General features: G+C 45.1%; 16 protein-coding genes. All 16 read left to right on the top strand.

The genetic code is table 11. From position 1 onward, the window contains the following. Positions 1–11 precede the first annotated feature (11 nt). Complete coding sequence (gene murE / locus L3V36_RS11200) at positions 12–1,496, top strand: UDP-N-acetylmuramoyl-L-alanyl-D-glutamate--2,6-diaminopimelate ligase (protein ID WP_102447110.1); 1,485 nt, start codon at positions 12–14, stop codon at positions 1,494–1,496. Further along, entirely contained in the window at positions 1,496–2,869 is a 1,374-nt protein-coding gene (gene murF / locus L3V36_RS11205) for a UDP-N-acetylmuramoyl-tripeptide--D-alanyl-D-alanine ligase (protein WP_102447111.1), read from the top strand. The genes murE and murF overlap by 1 nt, the downstream gene beginning before the upstream one ends. Then, a complete protein-coding gene (gene mraY, locus L3V36_RS11210; protein ID WP_004735991.1) occupies positions 2,866–3,948 on the top strand; it encodes a phospho-N-acetylmuramoyl-pentapeptide-transferase in 1,083 nt (360 codons plus the stop codon). Before murF ends, mraY begins: the two co-directional genes overlap by 4 nt. Before the next feature lie 57 nt (positions 3,949–4,005). Further along, positions 4,006–5,322, top strand: a complete 1,317-nt coding sequence (gene murD, locus L3V36_RS11215; protein WP_102447112.1) for a UDP-N-acetylmuramoyl-L-alanine--D-glutamate ligase — start codon at positions 4,006–4,008, stop codon at positions 5,320–5,322. A 22-nt stretch (positions 5,323–5,344) separates the two neighbouring features. Then, positions 5,345–6,541, top strand: a complete 1,197-nt coding sequence (gene ftsW / locus L3V36_RS11220; RefSeq protein WP_017091317.1) for a cell division protein FtsW — start codon at positions 5,345–5,347, stop codon at positions 6,539–6,541. Positions 6,542–6,553: 12 nt separating this feature from the next. Further along, a complete protein-coding gene (murG, locus tag L3V36_RS11225) occupies positions 6,554–7,615 on the top strand; it encodes an undecaprenyldiphospho-muramoylpentapeptide beta-N-acetylglucosaminyltransferase (protein WP_017096031.1) in 1,062 nt (353 codons plus the stop codon). Between the two features lie 13 nt (positions 7,616–7,628). Continuing rightward, complete coding sequence (murC, locus tag L3V36_RS11230; RefSeq protein ID WP_017084769.1) at positions 7,629–9,089, top strand: UDP-N-acetylmuramate--L-alanine ligase; 1,461 nt, start codon at positions 7,629–7,631, stop codon at positions 9,087–9,089. A gap of 191 nt (positions 9,090–9,280) precedes the next feature. Further along, positions 9,281–10,060, top strand: coding sequence for a cell division protein FtsQ/DivIB (locus L3V36_RS11235; RefSeq protein ID WP_017087509.1), 780 nt, complete (start codon positions 9,281–9,283; stop codon positions 10,058–10,060). Continuing rightward, positions 10,053–11,321, top strand: a complete 1,269-nt coding sequence (gene ftsA / locus L3V36_RS11240) for a cell division protein FtsA (RefSeq protein ID WP_004729844.1) — start codon at positions 10,053–10,055, stop codon at positions 11,319–11,321. The genes L3V36_RS11235 and ftsA overlap by 8 nt, the downstream gene beginning before the upstream one ends. A 31-nt stretch (positions 11,322–11,352) precedes the next feature. Further along, on the top strand, positions 11,353–12,582 hold the full coding sequence (ftsZ, locus tag L3V36_RS11245; protein WP_017084771.1) for a cell division protein FtsZ: 1,230 nt from the start codon (positions 11,353–11,355) through the stop codon (positions 12,580–12,582). Positions 12,583–12,678: 96 nt separating this feature from the next. Further along, positions 12,679–13,596: a UDP-3-O-acyl-N-acetylglucosamine deacetylase gene (gene lpxC / locus L3V36_RS11250; protein WP_017080243.1), complete on the top strand. Its 918-nt coding sequence runs from the start codon at positions 12,679–12,681 to the stop codon at positions 13,594–13,596. A gap of 388 nt (positions 13,597–13,984) precedes the next feature. Beyond that, positions 13,985–16,711, top strand: coding sequence for a preprotein translocase subunit SecA (gene secA / locus L3V36_RS11255; RefSeq protein ID WP_017077687.1), 2,727 nt, complete (start codon positions 13,985–13,987; stop codon positions 16,709–16,711). A 358-nt stretch (positions 16,712–17,069) separates the two neighbouring features. Further along, entirely contained in the window at positions 17,070–17,468 is a 399-nt protein-coding gene (mutT, locus tag L3V36_RS11260; protein ID WP_017084773.1) for an 8-oxo-dGTP diphosphatase MutT, read from the top strand. 92 nt (positions 17,469–17,560) lie between these two features. Then, complete coding sequence (dapB, locus tag L3V36_RS11265) at positions 17,561–18,385, top strand: 4-hydroxy-tetrahydrodipicolinate reductase (RefSeq protein ID WP_004734972.1); 825 nt, start codon at positions 17,561–17,563, stop codon at positions 18,383–18,385. A 503-nt stretch (positions 18,386–18,888) separates the two neighbouring features. Next, complete coding sequence (gene carA, locus L3V36_RS11270; RefSeq protein ID WP_208774791.1) at positions 18,889–20,043, top strand: glutamine-hydrolyzing carbamoyl-phosphate synthase small subunit; 1,155 nt, start codon at positions 18,889–18,891, stop codon at positions 20,041–20,043. A 16-nt stretch (positions 20,044–20,059) separates the two neighbouring features. Further along, complete coding sequence (gene carB, locus L3V36_RS11275) at positions 20,060–23,290, top strand: carbamoyl-phosphate synthase large subunit (RefSeq protein ID WP_017077692.1); 3,231 nt, start codon at positions 20,060–20,062, stop codon at positions 23,288–23,290. The last annotated feature ends 6 nt before the right edge of the window (positions 23,291–23,296 follow it).

Genomic DNA, 23,296 nt, shown 5'->3' on the forward strand with positions numbered 1-23,296 from the left:
CAGGATTCAATATGAGTAATAGCCTCACGCTGTCATCTTTACTTTCTCCTTGGGGAGACTTTAGTTCACCTGAACTGGAGTCGATTGCTGTTGAGCAATTGGAGCTAGATAGCCGAGCCATCAAGGAAGGTGATATTTTTGTTGCCGTAGTCGGACATGCTGTTGATGGCCGTCGTTTTATCGACAAAGCGGTCGCACTGGGAGCTCATGCTGTTATTGCACAGGCCGATGCTGAAAAGCCTCATGGTCTGATTGAATGGTTGGATACTGTCCCTGTTATTTACATTAACAACCTTAACTTGGTGCTATCTGAGTTAGCTGGTCGTGTTTACTCGTCCCAAGCGACTAAGTTGATTGGTGTTACCGGCACCAATGGCAAAACCACCATCACCCAATTGATTGCTCAATGGCTTGATCTCGTCGGTCAACGCTCAGCGGTAATGGGCACGACAGGTAATGGTTTCTTAGACAATCTAAAAACCGCAGCGAACACTACAGGCAGTGCCATCGAAATACAGCGCACACTGAGTGAGTTAGCTGCAGAAAAAGCTATCTACACGGCAATGGAAATCTCTTCTCACGGTTTGGTGCAAGGTCGAGTAAAGGCTTTGGACTTTGAGGTAGGTGTATTTACTAACTTGAGTCGTGATCATCTTGATTACCACGGCACGATGGAAGAGTACGCATTGGCTAAGAAGAGCCTGTTTACTCAACACAAATGCAAGCACGCAGTGATCAATGTGGATGACGAAGTGGGTAAAGCTTGGATGCCGGATTTATCCAATGCTATTGCAGTGTCACTGTTACCGCTAACGGGCTATCAACAGTCGGTGTGGGCATCTGATGTCGCTTATGCAGAAACCGGTATCAAGCTCTCTTTCGATGGTAGCTGGGGGCAAGGGAAGCTTTCTGTTCCACTGATTGGTCAGTTTAACGCATCAAACGTATTGGTTGCTTTTGCGACTCTGCTTTCGTTGGGTATCGACAAGCAAACCTTGGTCGACACTGCGCCTCAGCTTCAACCTGTGATTGGCCGTATGGAGCTTTTCCAAACTCCGAACAAGGCAAAAGTGGTTGTCGATTATGCTCATACGCCCGATGCGTTAGAGAAAGCATTGGCAGCACTGCGCGTGCATTGCTCCGGTAAACTGTGGGCAATCTTTGGTTGTGGTGGAGATCGCGACACTGGTAAGCGCCCAATGATGTCTGCGACCGCAGAGCAGTTCGCCGATAAAATCATTATTTCAGATGATAACCCTCGTAGCGAAGAACCGGCACTGATTGTCAAAGACATGCTGTCTGGCTTAAGTAAACCTGAAACTGCGTTTGTCGAACACGATCGCTACCAAGCGGTTAAGTTTGCGCTTGAGCAGGCAGGCAGCGATGACATTATTCTTCTGGCTGGTAAAGGCCATGAGGATTATCAAGTATTGAAAGATAAAACGGTACATTACTCAGACCGAGAGTCTGCGCTTCAACTTTTAGGTATTTCATAATGATTGATGTATCACTTGAGCAAATCTGCTCCGTGGTCAGTGGTGAGCTGATCAAAGCGGGCAACTCGAACAATAACGTAATCAATGCAGTTTCAACGGATACTCGTACCGTTGAAGAAGGCGCCTTGTTTGTCGCTATTGTTGGAGAGCGTTTCGACGCGCATGACTTTTGCCATCAAGCCGTTGAAGCAAACGCGAGCGCGTTGTTAGTCGAACGAAAACTTGACCTAAATATTACTCAAGTTGTTGTCGAAGACACTAAACTTGCTTTAGGTGAACTAAGTGCTTGGATTCACAAACAATGTGATGTGCCAACGATGGCGATTACAGGCAGCTGTGGCAAAACGACCGTTAAAGAGATGGTGGCGAGCATTTTACAGCAACGTGGCAAGGTGCTGTTTACGGCGGGTAACTTCAATAATGATATTGGTGTGCCTTTGACCTTGTTACGCAGTGAACCCAATGATGACTATGCTGTGATCGAATTAGGCGCTAACCATATTGGTGAAATTGCCTATACCACTCAGCTAGTGAAGCCACAAGTTGCCTTAGTTAATAATGTAGCCGCGGCTCATTTAGAAGGCTTTGGTTCTATTGATGGTGTGAAACAAGCGAAAGGTGAAATTTTTCAGGGGCTTGCTGCTGGTGATACTGCTATTGTTAATTTAGAGAGCAACGGTGGTGATTTTTGGAATGAAGTACTTGCGGATAAAGCGGTGCTGACATTTTCTGAAGGTAGTCGTGAAGCCGATTATTTTGCTGAAAATATCAAAATTAACGACCAAGGCGAAGCTTGCTTTGATATGCAAACACCACAAGGTGCTACGGCTGTTGAACTTGGTATTATTGGTCAGCATAACGTGGCGAACGCGTTGGCGGCTGCAGCGTTGAGCATTCAATTTGGCGCAACGCTTGATGAAATAAAAAGTGGTTTAGCGAATCTTATCTCGGTTAAAGGACGAGTTGAGGTTCAACAATTAAGTCAGAATATCAAGCTGATAGATGACAGTTATAACGCCAGCGTACCCGCGATGAAGGCGGCAGCCAAACTGCTGTCGAGCTTCAAAGGTCAACGTTGGTTGATTTTAGGCAATATGGCTGAATTAGGCGACGAAAGTCTTGCACTTCACAGTCAAGTCGGTGAATATGCTGCCCCATTCGCTTTTGAGCATGTACTCACTTACGGTGATGATACCAAGGTGATTAGTGAGGTCTGTAACGGTACCCACTTTGCAACGCATCAAGCGATGATCGCGCACATAGAGCAGCACTTACGCTTGCCAGAAAACGCGTCACATACCTTGTTGGTAAAAGGCGCGAATAGTGCAGGAATGAGTAAAATAGCCGCTGCTTTAAAGGAGAACTTTTCATGATAATTTGGCTTGCAGAGCTACTACAGCCACACCTTTCTTTTTTCCGTTTGTTCGAATACCTATCGTTTCGTGCAATCGCGAGTATTTTGACGGCTTTATGTCTGTCGCTGTGGATGGGACCTCGTTTAATTGAGCGTCTGCAAATGCTACAAATTGGCCAAGTTGTTCGTAATGACGGCCCTGAATCTCACTTTAGCAAACGTGGTACACCAACCATGGGTGGCGTGATGATCCTAGCTGCGATCATTATTACGGTATTGATGTGGGCTGATCTTTCCAATCCTTATGTTTGGGCTGTATTAGTTGTACTTGCTGGTTATGGCGCGGTCGGTTTTGTTGATGACTACCGTAAAGTGGTTCGTAAGAACACCGATGGCTTGATTGCTCGCTGGAAGTACTTCTGGCAATCGGCTATTGCATTGGTTGTGGCATTTGCTCTGTATGCTCACGGGCACGATACTGCAGCAACTCAATTGGTGGTTCCTTTCTTTAAAGATGTGATGCCACAATTAGGTTTATTGTACATCGTACTGACTTATTTTGTTATTGTGGGTACCAGTAACGCGGTGAACCTAACAGACGGCCTAGACGGCTTGGCCATTATGCCAACGGTTATGGTTGCTGCTGGTTTTGCTGTGATTGCTTGGGCAACAGGTAACGTTAACTTTGCAGCATATCTACACATTCCATACATTCCATACACCTCCGAACTGGTTGTGGTATGTACTGCTATCGTCGGTGCCGGACTTGGCTTCCTATGGTTCAACACTTACCCAGCGCAAGTATTCATGGGCGATGTTGGCTCACTAGCGCTTGGTGGTGCACTGGGTGTGATCGCGGTGTTAGTTCGTCAAGAGTTGGTACTGGTTATCATGGGCGGTGTGTTTGTAATGGAGACTCTGTCAGTGATTCTGCAGGTGGGCTCTTACAAATTACGTGGTCAGCGTATTTTCCGCATGGCACCGATTCACCACCACTATGAACTTAAAGGTTGGCCAGAGCCGCGTGTAATCGTGCGCTTTTGGATCATCTCTATGGTATTAGTACTGGTTGGTCTAGCGACACTGAAAGTTCGTTAATCCTATGTGAGCCTCTGAGTAGGGGCTCTTTAAAACTATTAAGAGCATCTTGTTTAAATGGAACGTTGGCAAAATATTCAAAATGTAGTGGTTGTGGGGCTCGGTATTACCGGGCTCTCTGTCGTTAAACATCTCGTAAAATATCAGCCTCATACTCATGTGAAGGTCATTGATACTCGAGAGCTACCACCAGGAAAGGAATCTTTACCTCAATCGGTAGAACTGCATTCTGGAAGTTGGAATAGCCAATGGTTAGCGGAAGCTGATTTGGTGATTGCTAACCCAGGTATCGCCTTAGCGACGCCTGAAATACAAGATGTTATTCAAGCGGGAACTCCGGTTGTTGGCGATATTGAACTGTTTGGCTGGGCGGTAGACAAACCTGTTGTGGCTATCACAGGTTCCAATGGCAAGAGCACAGTGACCGATCTAACGGGTGTACTTGCAAAGGCTGCTGGTCTTAACGTTGGTGTTGGTGGCAACATCGGTATTCCTGCCTTAGACCTTCTTGAGCTTGATGCTGATTTATATGTCCTTGAGCTTTCAAGCTTTCAGCTAGAGACAACATCCAGTCTAAACCTTGCAGCGGCGGCCTTTTTGAACTTGTCAGAAGATCATATGGATCGCTATCAAGGCATGGCCGATTACCGTGACGCCAAATTAAGAATTTTTAACAACGCTCAGTACGCGATTGTAAACCGCGAAGACAAAGAGACTTATCCTGACCACAGCATGCCATTAGTGACATTCGGACTCGACGACCAAGAGTTTGGTGTGGCGACGATTGATGGTACTGAATGGCTAGTGGATAACAGCAAGCCAGTACTTCCTACTCAAGATTTAACATTGGTTGGACGTCACAATGTGGCAAATGCGCTAGTCTCGCTAGCACTGCTTAAACAAGTCGGTATTGATTACAGCAAAAGCCTTGAAGCTCTGAAGGCCTACAACGGTTTAACGCATCGTTGCCAAGTGGTGGCTGATAAGCGTTCTATTAAGTGGGTTAACGACTCGAAAGCAACCAACGTAGCCAGTACATTAGCGGCTCTGTCGGGCTTAGAATATCAAGGCACCTTGTATCTTCTGGTTGGTGGTGTAGGTAAGGGCGCGGATTTTAGTGAGCTTGAACCTGTGTTGTCACAGTTAGAGCGTGTTCAACTGTGTTGCTTCGGTGAAGATGCCGCGCAATTTATGCCATTGCATCCATCGGCTAAGACGTTTGATACCATGCGTGACATTATCGAGAGTGTCTCGAAGCAGTTAGTTGCCGGTGATATGGTGATGTTGTCTCCAGCGTGTGCGAGCTTCGATCAATTTAATAACTTCATGGCGAGAGGTGATGCGTTCACTGACCTTGCCCATGAGTATGCCTAACGTGTTGAAGGACTAACATTCAGTGCAAAGAGTGAAAGAGATTAATCAATCCATTTGGCAATGGCTAAACCGTGCCACACCAGAGGCGCTCTACGATCGTCAGTTGGTATGGATTGCTCTTGGACTGATGCTGACCGGATTGGTGATGGTAACGTCTGCTTCGTTCCCAATCAGTGCTCGTTTAACTGATCAGCCGTTTCACTTTATGTTCCGCCATGCCATTTTCCTTGTGTTGGCGTTAATCGTATCCAGCGTCATATTGCAAATTCCAATGAAACGTTGGTTTCAATACAGTATGTACTTATTGGGTTTATCCTTCTTTTTGCTGGTCGTGGTATTGGCTGTCGGTAAGTCGGTTAACGGTGCATCGCGCTGGATCCCTCTTGGATTATTTAATTTACAACCCGCTGAAGTCGCTAAGTTGTCGCTGTTTATCTTTATGGCGGGTTATTTAGTTCGTAAACAAGACGAAGTGAGAAAAACCTTCTTCGGTGGCTTTGGTAAACCGATCATGGTATTCGGTGCTTTTGCTGTGTTACTACTTGGCCAGCCCGATTTAGGTACAGTAGTTGTAATGCTGGTGACCTTGTTCGGAATGTTATTTATCGCAGGAGCCAAGCTTTCACAGTTTATTGCCTTGATGGTGGCGGGTATTGCCGCAGTCGTCGGCTTGATTGTTATTGAGCCCTATCGTGTTCGACGTGTTACCTCATTTTGGGAACCGTGGAATGACCCGTTTGGCAGTGGCTACCAGTTAACTCAATCGCTAATGGCATTTGGTCGTGGTGATTGGATGGGGCAAGGCCTTGGAAACTCGGTTCAGAAGTTAGAATATTTACCAGAAGCACATACCGATTTTGTGTTTGCGGTATTGGCTGAAGAGTTGGGTTTTGTTGGCGTGACCTTAGTGCTGGTCCTTATTTTTAGTTTGGTGCTTAAAGCCATTTTAATTGGCAAAAAAGCCTTCGAGAACGACCAGTTATTCAGTGGTTATCTTGCCTTTGGTATTGGTATTTGGTTTGCTTTTCAGACGCTTGTTAACGTAGGTGCTGCATCGGGTATTGTTCCGACCAAAGGTCTAACCCTGCCGCTTATCAGTTACGGTGGTTCAAGCCTTATCGTGATGTCAGTAGCGGTTTCTATGCTGCTGCGTATCGATCACGAATGCCGAATGCAACAAAAAGAACAAGCCGACAATCAAAACGAATTAGTAGAATAAGAATCTAACGTGATGAAACAAAACAAAAAACTTTTAGTGATGGCTGGTGGAACTGGTGGTCACGTTTTCCCAGGGTTAGCGGTGGCGAAAAAGCTTCAGCAACAAGGTTGGGAAATTCGCTGGTTAGGAACTGCGGACCGAATGGAAGCGGATCTGGTGCCAAAGCATGGTATTGAGATCGACTTCATCAAGGTGAAAGGCCTGCGTGGTCAAGGCATTAGCAAGCTAATTAAAGCGCCATTCCAGATTATTAATGCCATACTTCAAGCAAGACAGCACATCAAAGCATGGCAACCAGATGTGGTGCTTGGAATGGGTGGTTACGTGAGTGGCCCCGGTGGCATCGCGGCATGGTTATCCGGTATTCCTGTAGTTTTGCATGAACAAAATGCAGTGGCAGGTTTAACCAACCAATGGCTATCTAAAATTGCTAAAAAAGTATTCCAAGCTTTCCCTGGTGCTTTTCCAACGGCTGACGTTGTTGGTAACCCTGTGCGTGAAGATGTTGTTGCCTTAGCAGAACCCGAGCAACGCATGGCAGAGCGTGACGGCGATATTCGAATCCTAGTTATGGGTGGCAGCCAAGGTGCTAAAATTCTTAACGATACTCTGCCTGTAACATTGGCTCAGTTAGGCGTTGGTTTTACTGTGATGCACCAAGCCGGTAAAAACAATCAACAGCAAGTGATTGAACAATACAAATCACATTCTGTTGATAATGTTCAAGTGACTGAATTTATTGATGATGTGGCGCAAGCTTATGAGTGGGCAGATCTATTAGTGTGTCGCTCAGGTGCATTAACCGTATCAGAAGTGTCTGCAGCCGGTGTGGGTTCTATCTTCGTTCCGTTTATGCATAAAGACAGACAGCAAGCGTTGAATGCCGATCACCTAGTTGAATGTGGCGCAGCGTTAATGATTGAACAGCCTCAATTGACGGCTGATAAGCTAGCGAACACGATTGCTCAGCTTGATAGAAATGAATTAAAAATGATGGCAACAAAAGCTCGTCAAGCAGCCAAGCTTGATGCTGATGTGACCGTCGCTGAAGCGATTAAAGCTTTAGCAAAATAATGAGATTGAATTGATGACGATTGAACATACCCAAGACTTAGCGCAAATCCGTGCAATGGTGCCAGAGATGCGCCGTGTTAAATCTATCCACTTCATCGGTATTGGTGGCGCAGGAATGAGCGGGATTGCTGAAGTCTTGCTTAATGAAGGCTACCAGATCACGGGTTCTGATATTGCTCAAAACCCAGTGACCGATCGTTTAGTTAGCAAGGGTGCTACCGTTTACATCGGCCACCAAGCAAGTAACGTTGCTGATGCAAGTGTGGTGGTGGTTTCAACCGCTATCAACGAAGAAAACCCAGAGATTATTGCTGCTCGTGAAGCGCGTACACCTATCGTTCGTCGTGCAGAAATGCTGGCTGAGCTGATGCGTTTTCGTCATGGCATTGCTGTGGCAGGTACGCACGGTAAAACCACTACGACCGCGCTAGTGACACAAATATATTCGGAAGCGGGTTTAGATCCAACTTTCGTAAACGGTGGTTTGGTAAAAAGTGTTGGTACCAATGCTCGCCTAGGTTCGAGTCGTATTCTTATCGCTGAAGCCGATGAAAGTGACGCGTCATTCTTACACCTGCAACCAATGGTTAGTATTGTGACTAACATTGAAGCGGATCATATGGATACCTACGGCGGCGATTTTGAAACGCTAAAGCAGACGTTTATTGATTTCTTACACAATCTGCCATTCTACGGTCAGGCTGTGATGTGTGTTGATGATCCGGTAGTACGTGAGCTTATTCCTCAGGTTAGCCGTCAAGTGATTACCTACGGCTTCTCAGAAGACGCTGATATCCGCATTGAAAACTATGTACAACAAGGTCAGCAAGGCAAGTTTACGGTTGTTCGCAAAGGTAAAGCCAATCTCGATATTACGTTGAACATTCCCGGTCGCCATAACGCACTGAACGCATCTGCGGCGATTGCGGTTGCGACGGAAGATGACATCAGCGATGAAGCGATTCTAAAAGCGATGGCTGGAACGGAAGGCACTGGCCGTCGTTTCGATCACCTTGGTGAATATGAAACGGGTAAGGGTGTTGCAATGCTGGTCGATGATTACGGCCATCACCCAACCGAAGTTGATGTCACCATTCAAGCTGCACGAAGTGGTTGGACTGATAAACGTCTTGTGATGATCTTCCAACCGCACCGTTATAGCCGCACTCGCGATCTGTATGATGACTTCGCGAACGTTCTTGAGCAGGTTGATGTGCTTATTCTGTTAGATGTTTATTCTGCAGGTGAGAAACCTATTGCAGGGGCTGACGGACGCTCGTTAAGTCGAACTATTCGTGGGCGTGGTAAGATTGATCCAATCTTTGTTGCTGATATCAACACGCTGCCGTCGGTTTTAGCCAACGTTATTCAAGGCGGAGACCTTGTTTTAACACAGGGTGCTGGTGATGTTGGTCGTGTAGCGAAGCAACTTGAATCGCTACAATTAGACATTAATAAGATGCAAAACGCGTAACAGAATACTGTATACAGACTGTGGTTGATCGCTCACTTCTTGCGATTGACCTAAAATTGACCAAAAATCTTATTATCAACGTTTGATAGTTTGATTTTGCTCAGTATAATTCATAGGTTAAAGTAAGTGCTTTTACCTCTATTACGAAGATAGGGAATAGAATTGCGAACCAACGACAGGGAATGCGGGCTTTGGTAGAAAGTACTTTTAGCGAAAACCGCCACCTATTCAGTTTACCATCGCTAAAGAAACACGCTGTAGGCGGGTCTTTTTTTGTCATGGTACTGCTATTCATTGGATTTCTTTTCTATACCACACTGACTTGGATGTGGGACGATCAGCGATTGCCTCTCTCCAAAATAGTACTTCAAGGCGACTTAACTTACGTAACTGCTGGTGATGTTCAACATGCCTTTGGCGAGCTAGAGCATATTGGAACGTTCATGTCGCAAGACATCGGTGTGTTGCAAGACAGTTTAGAAGCGTTACCTTGGGTTTCAGTGGTGTCCATTCGTAAGCAGTGGCCAGACACAATAAAAGTATTTTTGACTGAGTATCATGCAGCAGCAATCTGGAACGGTAACATGCTGTTGAATGATAATGGTCAGGTGTTTAATGGTGATATCGGTCTTTTGAAGGGCGATAGAGTCAAGCTTTACGGCCCAGACGGCACCAGCCAAAAAGTGATAGAAAAGTGGCGACAAATAACTCCTTTGATTAATAATCTAGGGTTAACCGTTACCTCGCTCGTTCTCAATGAGCGTCGCGCTTGGCAAATAATCCTAGATAACGGTATCCGTTTAGAACTAGGTAAAGATTCTTTAGATGAGCGTGTTGAACGCTTCATTTCGCTTTACAACGAACTTGGTAGTAAAGCGAATCAAGTGAGCTACATCGACCTCAGGTATGATACGGGAGCCGCTGTAGGCTGGTTTCCAGAGCAAGAGTTAGAAGAGAGCACAGATGACTAAGACCGCAGATGACAACATAATCGTTGGTCTTGATATAGGCACTGCGACCATATCAGCTCTAGTTGGTGAAATATTGCCTGATGGTCAAATCAATATCATTGGTTCAGGGCAAAGCCCATCCAGAGGTATGGATAAAGGTGGTGTAAACGACCTAGAGTCGGTAGTGAAGTCAGTTCAGCGAGCCATTGATCAAGCAGAGTTGATGGCGGAATGCCAAATCAGCAATGTGTTTATCTCGCTATCGGGCAAACATATCGCAAGCCGAATTGAAAAAGGCATGGGCACTATTTCTGATGAAGAAGTGTCTCAAGACGATATGGATCGAGCGATCCATACCGCGAAATCAATTAAAATAGGTGATGAGCAGAGAATTCTGCACGTGATTCCACAAGAATTTACCATCGATTATCAAGAGGGGATCAAGAATCCACTTGGTTTATCTGGTGTTCGAATGGAAGTCAGTGTTCATCTAATTTCTTGCCATAGCGACATGGCGAGAAACATTATTAAAGCTGTTGAACGATGTGGTCTCACTGTAGAACAAATCGTGTTTTCAGGACTTGCCTCAAGCAATGCGGTAATTACTGACGACGAGAGAGAGCTTGGAGTATGTGTTGTTGATATTGGTGCTGGTACGATGGATATTTCCATTTGGACTGGCGGCGCATTACGACACACAGAAGTCTTTTCCTACGCAGGAAATGCAGTAACCAGTGATATTGCCTTCGCTTTCGGCACGCCAGTGAGCGATGCTGAAGAGATAAAAGTAAACCACGGTTGCGCTCTGAGTGAACTCGTAAGCAAGGATGATTCTGTTAACGTCCCTAGTGTAGGTGGCCGTCCATCGAGAAGTTTGCAAAGACAAACTTTGTCGGAAGTGATTGAACCACGTTACACTGAACTTATGGGTCTCGTTAACCAAACTATTGATACGGTTCAATTACAGCTACGAGATGAAGGTATTAAACACCACCTTGCAGCTGGCGTCGTTCTCACTGGTGGAGCGGCACAAATTGACGGATTGGTAGAGTGTGCGGAACGTGTTTTCCGCAATCAAGTTCGAGTTGGTAAGCCGTTAGAAGTTAGTGGCTTAACTGACTATGTTAAAGAGCCGTATCATTCTACGGCGGTTGGTTTACTTCATTACGCAAGAGATTGTCAGATAAGTGATGAGGGTGATTACAGCGAACCTAAGCGTTCAGCACCTTCTATGTCAGGCTTGTTTGGTAAATTGCGTAATTGGATACAAAAAGAGTTTTAACCTGAGTTGCAGGAAAAAACGGAGATAACACATGTTTGAACCGATGATGGAAATGTCTGACGATGCAGTAATTAAAGTCGTTGGAGTTGGTGGCGGTGGCGGTAATGCTGTTGAGCACATGGTACGTGAATCGATCGAAGGCGTAGAGTTCATCAGTGTTAATACTGATGCACAAGCCCTTCGTAAAACGAGCGTGAGCAGCGTGATCCAAATTGGTGGTGATATCACTAAAGGTTTGGGCGCTGGTGCAAATCCACAAGTAGGCCGTGATGCAGCTCTCGAAGATCGAGAAAGAATTAAAGAAGTTCTAACTGGCGCCGATATGGTATTTATCGCAGCTGGTATGGGCGGTGGTACAGGTACAGGTGCTGCTCCAGTTATTGCTGAAGTTGCGAAAGAGCTGGGTGTGCTAACGGTTGCTGTTGTAACTAAGCCATTTAGCTTTGAAGGCAAAAAGCGTTTAGCGTTTGCTGAGCAAGGTATCGAAGAGCTTTCTAAACATGTGGATTCTTTAATTACGATTCCAAATGAAAAGCTACTTAAAGTACTTGGCCGTGGCGTAACACTGCTAGAAGCTTTCGCAAGTGCAAATGATGTACTTAAAAACGCTGTACAAGGTATCGCTGAGCTAATTACTCGCCCTGGTATGATTAACGTCGATTTCGCGGATGTTCGCACTGTGATGTCGGAAATGGGTCATGCAATGATGGGTAGCGGTATCGCAAAAGGTGAAGACCGTGCTGAAGAAGCTGCTGAAACGGCAATTTCTAGCCCATTACTAGAAGACATCGACCTAGCTGGCGCGCGTGGCGTTCTTGTGAACATCACTGCAGGCCTAGATATGCGTTTAGATGAATTCGAAACTGTGGGTAATACAGTTAAGGCATTCGCTTCTGATAACGCAACGGTTGTTATTGGTACCTCTCTAGACCCTGATATGACGGATGAAATCCGTGTAACTGTTGTTGCAACAGGTATCGGCACAGAGAAAAAACCAGACATTACTTTAGTTGCTGGTGGTAAAGCAAAAGTAGCGCCAACGCCTCAACCTCAAGTTGCTGTTCAAACGGCAGCAAAAGTGGAAGAGAAAGTGGCACAGCCATTGCAGGAAAAAACTGAGGTAAAACCTCAAGTTAAACCACAGCCAACAACGTCACCTGTTTCTTCGGGTACAGGCGCTAGCCAAAGTGCAGCACCTAAAGCTGAGAAAGAGAGCGGATATTTAGATATTCCAGCATTTTTACGACGTCAGGCTGATTAACAAATACCCAAAATTTGACTATCGTCGAATTAATGGTAAAATTCGCGGTTGGTAAATACTGACCGTGATTTGTAGCACTGATAACGAGGCAAGCAGATGATCAGACAACGTACTCTGAAAGAAATTGTGAAAACAACTGGTGTGGGTCTCCACTCTGGTCGTAAAGTCACACTTACTCTTCGCCCGGCAGCTGCAAATACAGGTATTGTTTATCGTCGTACAGATGTCAATCCACCTGTAGATTTCCCAGCTGATCCAGCATCAGTTCGTGACACTATGTTATGTACTGCTCTTGTTAATGACGAAGGCATACGAATCTCTACAGTGGAACACCTTAACGCAGCTCTAGCTGGAATGGGTATCGACAACATTATTGTTGAAGTCGATGCTCCAGAAATTCCAATTATGGATGGTAGCGCAAGCCCATTCGTATACTTGCTACAGCAAGCGGGTGTAGAAACACTGAATGCAGCGAAACGTTTTATTCGAATCAAAAAGCCTATCCGTTTTGAAGATGGCGATAAGTGGGCAGAGTTTGTTCCATTTAACGGCTTCCGTATGGACTTTGAGATCGACTTTAACCACCCTGCAATTGAATCGGATGAGCAACGTTTGTTGTTTGATTTCTCATCACAAGGTTTTGTGAAGCAGATTTCTCGCGCTCGTACTTTCGGTTTCATGCGCGATATTGAGTACCTTCAGTCTCAAAACCTAGTACTTGGCGGTAGCTTTGATAATGCTATCGTACTGGACGAATACCGAATTCTTAATGAAGAAGGCCTTCGTTTCGACAATGAGTTTGTAACTCATAAAGTATTGGATGCGATTGGTGACCTTTACATGTGTGGACACGCTATTATTGGTGAGTTCCGTGCATACAAATCAGGTCACGGCCTAAATAACCAACTTTTACGTGCAGTTCTTGCTGACGCAGAAGCTTGGGAGTGGGCAACATTCGAAGAAGAAGCTGGCTCTCCAGTTGCTTTCGCAGAACCGGGTATGGTTCTAGCGTAATTGTTGTTTACAACAATATAAGATTTCAAAAACCAGGCCATTGGCCTGGTTTTTTTGTATCTATTTTCCAGATACAGTGTCGTTAACCTCCGGAAATTGCTGGCTAATGGGCTGCTGTCTGCTTAATCCATCAGCAATTAGAAAGAAAAGTTCCAAGCACATCAAACAAATGGTGTTCTAAATGGTCGTTAGTGTGAAAATTACTTACACTAAAGGGCATTAATTTTAACTCAAGCCTTGAAAACTCTACTCTCAAGTACAATATCAAAGATACTAGATTTATCTCAGTATCCTTGGTTAGTAACTGAAGACTAGTTCATAGCTAGTAGAGACTGACGGCATTTAAAATAGATCGCGGACGATCTGAGAACGAAGAGATTCCAAGCACATGATTACTAAGCTGCTGACAAAGGTAATTGGCAGTCGCAATGACAGAACACTGCGCCGCCTTAGAAAAATTGTAAAAGAAATTAATAACTACGAACCAACGTTTGAAGCACTTTCTGATGAAGAGCTAAAAGCAAAAACGGTTGAGTTTCGTGAGCGCTTAGATAAAGGTGAATCGTTAGATCAACTTCTACCTGAAGCTTTCGCTACGGTACGTGAAGCGTCTAAGCGTGTTTACGGCATGCGTCACTTTGACGTGCAAATGATTGGTGGCATGGTTCTAAATGCTGGCCAAATTGCAGAGATGCGTACTGGTGAAGGTAAGACACTTACCGCAACCCTACCAGCTTATCTAAACGCGCTACCAAGCAAAGGTGTTCACGTAATAACGGTGAACGATTACCTAGCGAAGCGTGATGCGGAAACAAACCGTCCATTATTTGAATTCCTTGGCATGACTGTTGGCGTGAATGTGGCAAACATGGCTCCGCCAGAGAAAAAAGAAGCGTACCAAGCTGACATCCTATACGGAACAAACAACGAGTTTGGTTTTGATTACCTTCGTGACAACATGGCTTTCCGTGCTGAAGACCGAGTTCAACGTGAGCGCTTCTTCGCTGTAGTCGATGAGGTTGACTCAATCTTAATTGATGAAGCTCGTACTCCGTTAATTATCTCTGGCCCAGCTGAAGATAGTTCTGACCTTTATACGCGCATTAACACTCTAATTCCTTCTCTAGAGCGTCAAGATAAAGAAGATTCAGAAGAGTACCGTGGTGAAGGTCACTACACCATGGACGAAAAATCAAAACAGGTTCACCTGACTGAAAACGGTCAAGAATTTGTAGAAGAACTAATGGTCAAAAACGGCTTGATGGAAGAGGGTGACACACTTTACTCTCCAACCAATATCAGCCTATTGCACCATGTGAATGCTGCGCTTCGTGCACACGTATTGTTTGAGAAAAACGTCGACTACATCGTTACTGAAGAAGGCGAAGTGGTTATCGTTGATGAACATACTGGTCGTACTATGCCAGGTCGTCGTTGGTCTGAAGGTTTACACCAAGCTGTTGAAGCTAAAGAAGGTGTGAAGATTCAAAATGAAAACCAAACGCTAGCATCGATTACATTCCAGAACTTCTTCCGATTGTACGAAAAACTGTCAGGCATGACAGGTACTGCTGATACTGAAGCTTTCGAATTCCAGTCTATCTACGGCCTAGAAACGGTGGTTATCCCAACCAACAAGCCTATGGTTCGTAACGATATGCCAGATGTGGTTTATCGTACTGAAGAAGACAAGTTCAATGCGATCATTGAAGACATCAAAGACCGTGTTGCGGCTGGTCAGCCATCACTGGTTGGTACGGTTTCTATCGAGAAATCTGAACTGCTGTCTAACGCACTGAAAAAAGCAAAAATTAAGCACAACGTACTAAATGCTAAGTTCCATGAGATGGAAGCTGAGATCGTTGCGCAAGCTGGTATGCCGAGTGCGGTAACTATCGCAACTAACATGGCAGGTCGTGGTACCGATATCGTGTTAGGTGGTAGCTGGCAAGCACAAATTGAGAAGCTAGATAATCCAACGAAAGAGCAGATCGACAAGATCAAAGCTGACTGGAGAGTTGTCCACGATACAGTTCTTGAGTCAGGTGGTCTGCACATCATTGGTACTGAGCGTCATGAATCTCGCCGTATCGATAACCAGCTACGTGGTCGTTCTGGTCGTCAAGGTGATGCGGGTTCTTCTCGTTTCTACCTATCAATGGAAGATTCTCTACTACGTATCTTTACGTCTGATCGTATGGCTGGTCTTATCCAAAGTGGTATGGACGAAGGCGAAGCGATTGAATCTAAGATGCTGTCTCGCTCAATTGAAAAAGCTCAACGTAAAGTGGAAGGTCGTAACTTCGACATCCGTAAGCAGCTTCTTGAGTACGATGATGTAGCCAATGACCAACGTAAGGTTGTTTATGAGCTACGTGATGAACTGATGAGTTCTGATGACATCAGCGAGATGATCGAACACAACCGTGAAGATGTACTGGCGTCAGTCATTGATGAATACATCGCTCCTCAATCTCTTGAAGACATGTGGGATATCGCGGGTCTGCAAGATCGTCTGAAGAATGACTTCGACCTAGACTTTGATATTCAAGGTTGGTTAGACGAAGACGACAAGCTTTATGAAGAAGCATTGCGTGAGCGTATTCTTGGTATGGCGGTAGATTCGTACAAACAGAAAGAAGAAGTGGTTGGTGCTCAAGTACTGCGTAACTTCGAGAAGTCTGTGATGCTACAAACGCTAGACGGTCTTTGGAAAGAGCACTTGGCTGCGATGGATCACCTTCGCCAAGGTATCCACTTACGTGGTTATGCTCAGAAGAACCCGAAACAAGAGTACAAGCGCGAGTCGTTTGAACTGTTTGAAGGCCTACTAGATGTACTGAAAACAGACGTTGTGACCATCCTTTCTAAAGTTCGCGTTCAGCAACAAGAAGAAGTTGAAAAGATGGAAGCTCAACGTCAAGCTCAAGCTGAACAAGCAGCGCGTCGTGCACAAGCACAACATGCAACGGCTGAAAACCAGCTAGCTGACGATGAAGCGGATGCGGCATCTCCACAAACGGTAGTACGCGATGAGCGTAAAGTGGGTCGTAACGAACCATGTCCATGTGGAAGTGGTAAAAAATACAAACAGTGTCACGGTAAAATTGACTAAGTTTGGTGAATCTTCGCTGTAACGGATAATTGCAGTGTCGGAGGTACTCACTTACTAACGTAAGCTCCGTGTCTCCTCCTTGTACTTAACACGTTACAACTTAGCTTCATAAAAACTTACTGCTATTAAAAAGAGTCGCTTAGGCGGCTCTTTTTGTATGTAAATTTCATGACTTATCTTTTTGTCGAAAGGAAAGTCGTCATTCCCTATAGCGAGGAACGAGCGCAGTAGGGAATCTTGTTTGATAGTTTGGCTTAAGGTTGTTGTATTTTCTCCCCAACTCAGTCGTTGCTCCTTCTTGAGGATGACGTATTCAGGGGCTGCTTGAGCGAAGCGTTTTATTAAGGAACATCATCATATGAAAAGAATCCATATTGTCGCGGGCATTATCTTCAACCAAGATAAGTCACAGGTCTTTATCACTAAACGCCCAGACGACAAGCACAAAGGCGGTTTCTGGGAATTCCCTGGTGGTAAAGTAGAAGCGGGCGAAACCATTGAGCAGGCGATGGCTCGTGAACTTGATGAAGAAATTGGCATTAAGGTGACAGATCAGTCTCTGTTTGAGCACCTTGAATTTGATTACAGTGACAAGTCGCTTAAGTTTGATTTCATTCTTGTGACTGATTTCGAGCAACAGCCTTATGGTAAAGAAGGGCAACAAGGTGAATGGGTCGATCTTGAATCATTGAGTCAATACGCATTCCCTGAAGCGAATGTGCCCATTTTAGAGCGAGTAATAAAAGAGTTTTCGTAATTGCTAGCCTGAGTTTGAGATTGTTGTTAGTTTAAAGAGATTAATCGAATGAACGTTGCTGCGACAGATGAGCAGTGACGGTAACCAAAACAATGGAGATATTCGCAGTGGTAAGAATTGCAATTGCAGGAGCAGCTGGCCGTATGGGTCGTAACTTGGTGAAAGCCGCTCACCAAAATTCAGAAGCAAGCGTTGGCGCTGGTTCAGAGCGCCCAGAGTCATCTTTGGTCGGTGTTGATGTTGGCGAGTTATGCGGTGAAGGCCGTTTTGATGTAGCTCTAGTCGATGACCTTTCGAAAGCGATTGAAGAGTTTGACGTGATCGTCGACTTTACCGCACCTGTGAGCACATTAGCGAATATTGAACTTTGTAAACGTCACGGAAAGAAGCTAATTATCGGTACGACAGGTTTCTCTGAAGAAGAGAAACAGGTGATTGATGCGGCGTCAAAAGAGATGCCTATCGTAATGGCTCCTAACTACAGCGTTGGTGTAAACCTAGTATTCAAGCTGCTAGAAAAGGCCGCTAAAGTGATGGGCGATTATTGTGATGTTGAGATCGTTGAGGCTCACCATCGCCATAAAGTCGATGCGCCGTCAGGCACTGCGATTGGTATGGGCGAAGCGATTGCTGGTGCGATGGGCAATGATCTAAACGATGTCGCTGTATGGTCACGTGAAGGAATTACGGGCGAGCGTACCAAAGATGAGATCGGCTTTGCGACGATTCGTGCCGGTGACATCATTGGCGAGCATACCGCAATGTTTGCTGATATTGGTGAGCGCGTTGAAATTACCCATAAAGCAACGGATAGAATGACCTTTGCTAATGGTGCGATAAAGGCAGCTGTTTGGCTAAATGATAAGCCAGCAGGCTTTTATACCATGACGGATGTGCTTGGTTTGAATGACCTGTAAATAGATATTTATGCGCTGGCAATTGCCGGCGCTTTCTTTATTTGGTGGCTTTTCCTTAATAATCTCTCTTCTACGATCTTCCTTCTACTTTCTTCTTATCGCAATTTTCCCTCTATTTTTATGCTATTTATGCAGGCTTTAGTGTGTTTTTTGTTTTAGATCTTTAAATTATCATGTTTTCTCTTGGTATTTATCGATTGCGTTTTGTTGCTGATATTTTTGGCACTCTATGGTTAGCTAAAATGACGGGTCAAAATTAGAAAATCGTAATATTCCTATTAATTGAGTGTAAAAGTTGAACTTTTGAAGCTTTGGTAAAGGAAATTGAATTAGTTCTTACAAATGTTTAATTTCTTTTGCGTTAAATGTTGACACGTATCACGCAGATCACTAAAATACCGCCAATTTGTCTAATTTCCATAAACACGCAGTTTTTGGTGTTGCAGGAAGGTAGATTTGCAAATTAAATCAATTTTAATGCATTTTTATTTCTGGAGGTTGTCTTGAAGAAGTCAGCACTACTCGTCCTAGAAGATGGGACAGTATTTCACGGTGAAGCCATTGGCGCTGTAGGTTCTGCAGTTGGTGAAGTCGTTTTTAATACCTCGATGACGGGGTACCAAGAAATCCTCACTGATCCTTCCTATTCTCAGCAAATCGTTACCCTTACTTACCCTCACATTGGCAATACCGGAACCAATTCCGAAGATGAAGAATCTTCTTCAATCCATGCTCAAGGCCTTGTGATTCGCGATCTCCCTCTAATCGCTTCTAACTTCCGTAATGAACAATCCCTTTCTGATTACCTTAAGTCGCAAAACGTTGTTGGTATCGCTGATATCGATACTCGTAAGCTGACGCGTATTCTTCGTGAAAAAGGTGCTCAAAACGGTTGTATCGTAGCGGGCTCTTCAGTAAACGACGGAAATTTAGACGAAGCTTTGGCTCTAGCTAAAGCAAAAGAATTCCCTGGCCTGAAAGGTATGGACCTTGCGAAAGAAGTTACAACAAAAGAAGCGTATCAATGGAAACAAGGTTCGTGGACGCTTACGGGTGGACTTCCTGAAGCGAAAGCAGACTCTGAATTGCCATACCACGTTGTTGCTTATGACTTCGGCGCAAAACGAAACATCTTACGAATGCTTGTTGACCGCGGCTGCCGCCTAACGGTTGTTCCTGCTGAAACTTCAGCAGAAGAAGTACTCGCTCTGAACCCTGATGGTGTTTTCCTTTCAAATGGCCCTGGTGACCCAGAACCATGTACTTACGCAATTGAAGCAACAAAAGTGTTCCTAGAAAAAGGTTTACCAATCTTTGGTATCTGTCTAGGTCACCAGATTCTTGCTCTTGCGTCAGGCGCTAAGACAGTGAAGATGAAGTTTGGTCACCACGGTGCAAACCACCCGGTTAAAGATTTAGATCGTGATGTTGTGATGATTACTTCACAAAACCACGGCTTTGCTGCTTACGAAGATACGCTTCCAGAGACATTACGAGCGACTCATAAGTCTCTATTTGATGGTTCTCTACAAGGTATCCACCGTACAGATAAGCCAGCATTTAGCTTCCAAGGTCACCCAGAAGCAAGCCCAGGTCCAGAAGACGCAGCGCCGTTATTCGACCACTTTATTGAACTAATCAAACAGCACACAGTGTAATTCGGAGTAGTAGATAATGCCAAAACGTACTGACATTAAAAGTGTTCTAATTCTAGGTGCTGGTCCGATTGTTATCGGTCAAGCATGTGAGTTTGATTACTCTGGTGCTCAAGCTTGTAAAGCACTTCGCGAAGAAGGTTACCGAGTTATTCTTGTAAACTCGAACCCAGCGACAATCATGACTGACCCAGACATGGCTGATGCGACTTACATCGAACCTATCCAATGGGAAGTGGTTCGTAACATCATCGCTAAAGAGAAGCCAGATGCAGTTCTACCGACAATGGGCGGCCAAACTGCACTTAACTGTGCGTTAGATTTAGAAAAATACGGCGTACTTGAAGAGTTCGGCGTAGAGATGATTGGCGCAACGGCTGACGCTATCGATAAAGCTGAAGACCGCTCTCGTTTTGATAAAGCAATGAAATCGATTGGTCTTGAGTGTCCAACGGCTGATACAGCGAAAACGATGGAAGAAGCTTACAAAGTTCAAGAAATGGTTGGTTTCCCTTGTATCATTCGTCCATCGTTTACGATGGGTGGTACAGGTGGTGGTATTGCTTATAACAAAGAAGAATTTGAAGAAATCTGTCGCCGTGGTTTGGACCTATCTCCAACTAACGAACTTCTTATCGATGAATCACTTATCGGTTGGAAAGAGTACGAGATGGAAGTGGTTCGCGACAAGAACGATAACTGCATCATCGTATGTGCGATTGAAAACTTTGACCCAATGGGTATTCACACTGGTGACTCGATCACAGTGGCTCCGGCTCAAACGCTAACAGACAAAGAATACCAACTAATGCGTAACGCTTCTCTAGCGGTACTGCGTGAGATTGGTGTTGAAACAGGTGGTTCAAACGTACAGTTTGGTATCAACCCGAAAGATGGCCGTATGGTTATCATCGAGATGAACCCACGTGTATCTCGTTCTTCTGCACTTGCTTCTAAAGCAACAGGTTTCCCAATCGCTAAGATTGCAGCGAAACTGGCTGTTGGCTTTACGCTAGACGAGCTAATGAATGACATCACTGGCGGCGCAACACCAGCATCATTCGAACCCACAATCGACTACGTAGTAACTAAGATTCCTCGTTTTAACTTCGAGAAATTTGCAGGTGCTAACGACCGTCTAACGACGCAAATGAAGTCGGTTGGTGAAGTTATGGCTATCGGCCGTAACCAACAAGAATCTCTACAGAAAGCACTTCGCGGTCTAGAAGTTGGCGCAACTGGTTTTGACGAAATGGTTGACCTAGACGCACCTGACGCTCTAACGACGATTCGCCATGAGCTTAAAGAAGCGGGTTCTGACCGTATTTGGTACATCGCAGACGCTTTCCGTGCTGGTATGTCAGTTGATGGTGTATTCAACCTAACGCAAATTGACCGTTGGTTCCTAGTTCAAATCGAAGACATCGTAAAACTAGAGCAAGAACTTAAAGCGAAAGGCTTTGCTGGTCTGAATAAAGACGAGCTAATGAAGCTTAAGCGTAAAGGTTTTGCTGATGCTCGCCTGTCTAAGATTCTAGGTGTGGCTGAAAGTGAAATTCGTCGTCTACGTGACCAATACGATATTCACCCAGTCTACAAGCGCGTAGATACGTGTGCGGCAGAGTTCTCTTCTGATACGGCTTACATGTACTCATCTTACGATGACGAATGTGAATCGAACCCAACAGACAAAGAGAAAATCATGATCTTAGGCGGCGGTCCAAACCGTATCGGCCAAGGTATTGAATTCGATTACTGTTGTGTACATGCATCTTTAGCACTACGTGAAGATGGCTACGAAACAATCATGGTTAACTGTAACCCTGAGACAGTTTCGACTGACTACGATACGTCTGACCGTCTGTACTTTGAACCAGTAACTCTGGAAGACGTACTAGCAATCGTTCGTGTTGAGAAGCCAAAAGGCGTTATCGTTCAGTACGGTGGCCAAACACCACTGAAACTGGCTCGTGAGCTTGAAGCTGCTGGCGTACCAATCATTGGTACTAGCCCAGACGCAATCGACCGTGCAGAAGACCGTGAGCGTTTCCAGGTTGCTGTTGACCGTCTTGGTCTTCTACAACCAGAAAACGCGACAGTAACAACAATGGAGCAAGCGGTAGAGAAATCTCGCGAAATCGGCTTCCCATTAGTTGTTCGTCCTTCTTATGTTCTTGGTGGTCGTGCGATGGAAATCGTATACGACGAGCAAGACTTACGTCGCTACTTCAACGAAGCAGTCAGTGTTTCAAACGAATCTCCAGTACTACTTGATAGCTTCCTAGATGATGCAATTGAAGTCGACGTTGATGCGATTTGTGACGGTGAGCGCGTTGTTATTGCGGGTATCATGGAGCACATCGAGCAAGCAGGTGTTCACTCAGGTGACTCAGCATGTTCTCTTCCTGCTTACACGCTAAGCCAAGAAATCCAAGACGTAATGCGTGAGCAAGTTGAAAAGCTAGCGTTCGAGTTGGGTGTTCGTGGTCTAATGAATACGCAGTTTGCTGTTAAGAACAACGAAGTGTACCTAATCGAGGTTAACCCTCGTGCAGCACGTACAGTACCATTCGTATCGAAGGCAACAGGCGCAGCAGTCGCTAAGATTGCTGCTCGTGTTATGGCGGGTCAATCGCTAGAGTCTCAAGGCTTTACGAAAGAAATCATTCCACCATACTACTCAGTGAAAGAAGTTGTTCTTCCGTTCAACAAATTCCCTGGTGTTGACCCACTATTAGGCCCAGAAATGCGCTCTACTGGTGAGGTTATGGGTGTTGGTGCAACGTTTGCTGAAGCATACTCTAAAGCTGAATTGGGTTGTGGCAACATCTACCCAGAAGGCGGCCGTGCACTTCTTTCTGTTCGCGAAGGCGACAAAGAGCGCGTTGTTGACCTAGCATCTAAGCTATCTAAGCTTGGTTACCAGCTAGACGCAACACACGGTACTGCAGTTATCCTTGGCGAAGCGGGTATCAACCCACGTCTAGTAAACAAGGTACACGAAGGTCGTCCTCACATTCTTGACCGTATCAAGAACAACGAGTACACGTACATCGTGAACACTGCAGCTGGCCGTCAAGCGATTGAAGATTCTAAAGTTCTTCGTCGTGGTGCACTGGCTGAGAAAGTGAACTACACGACTACGCTAAACGCTGCATTTGCGACTTGCATGGCGCACACTGCAGACGCGAAAACGTCAGTAACTTCAGTTCAAGAACTGCACGCACAGGTTAAAGCTTCTCTAGCTTAATTGACT

Source organism: Vibrio sp. G-C-1, from assembly GCF_021728015.1.
In the GTDB taxonomy this organism is placed as follows: Bacteria; Pseudomonadota; Gammaproteobacteria; order Enterobacterales; family Vibrionaceae; genus Vibrio; species Vibrio splendidus.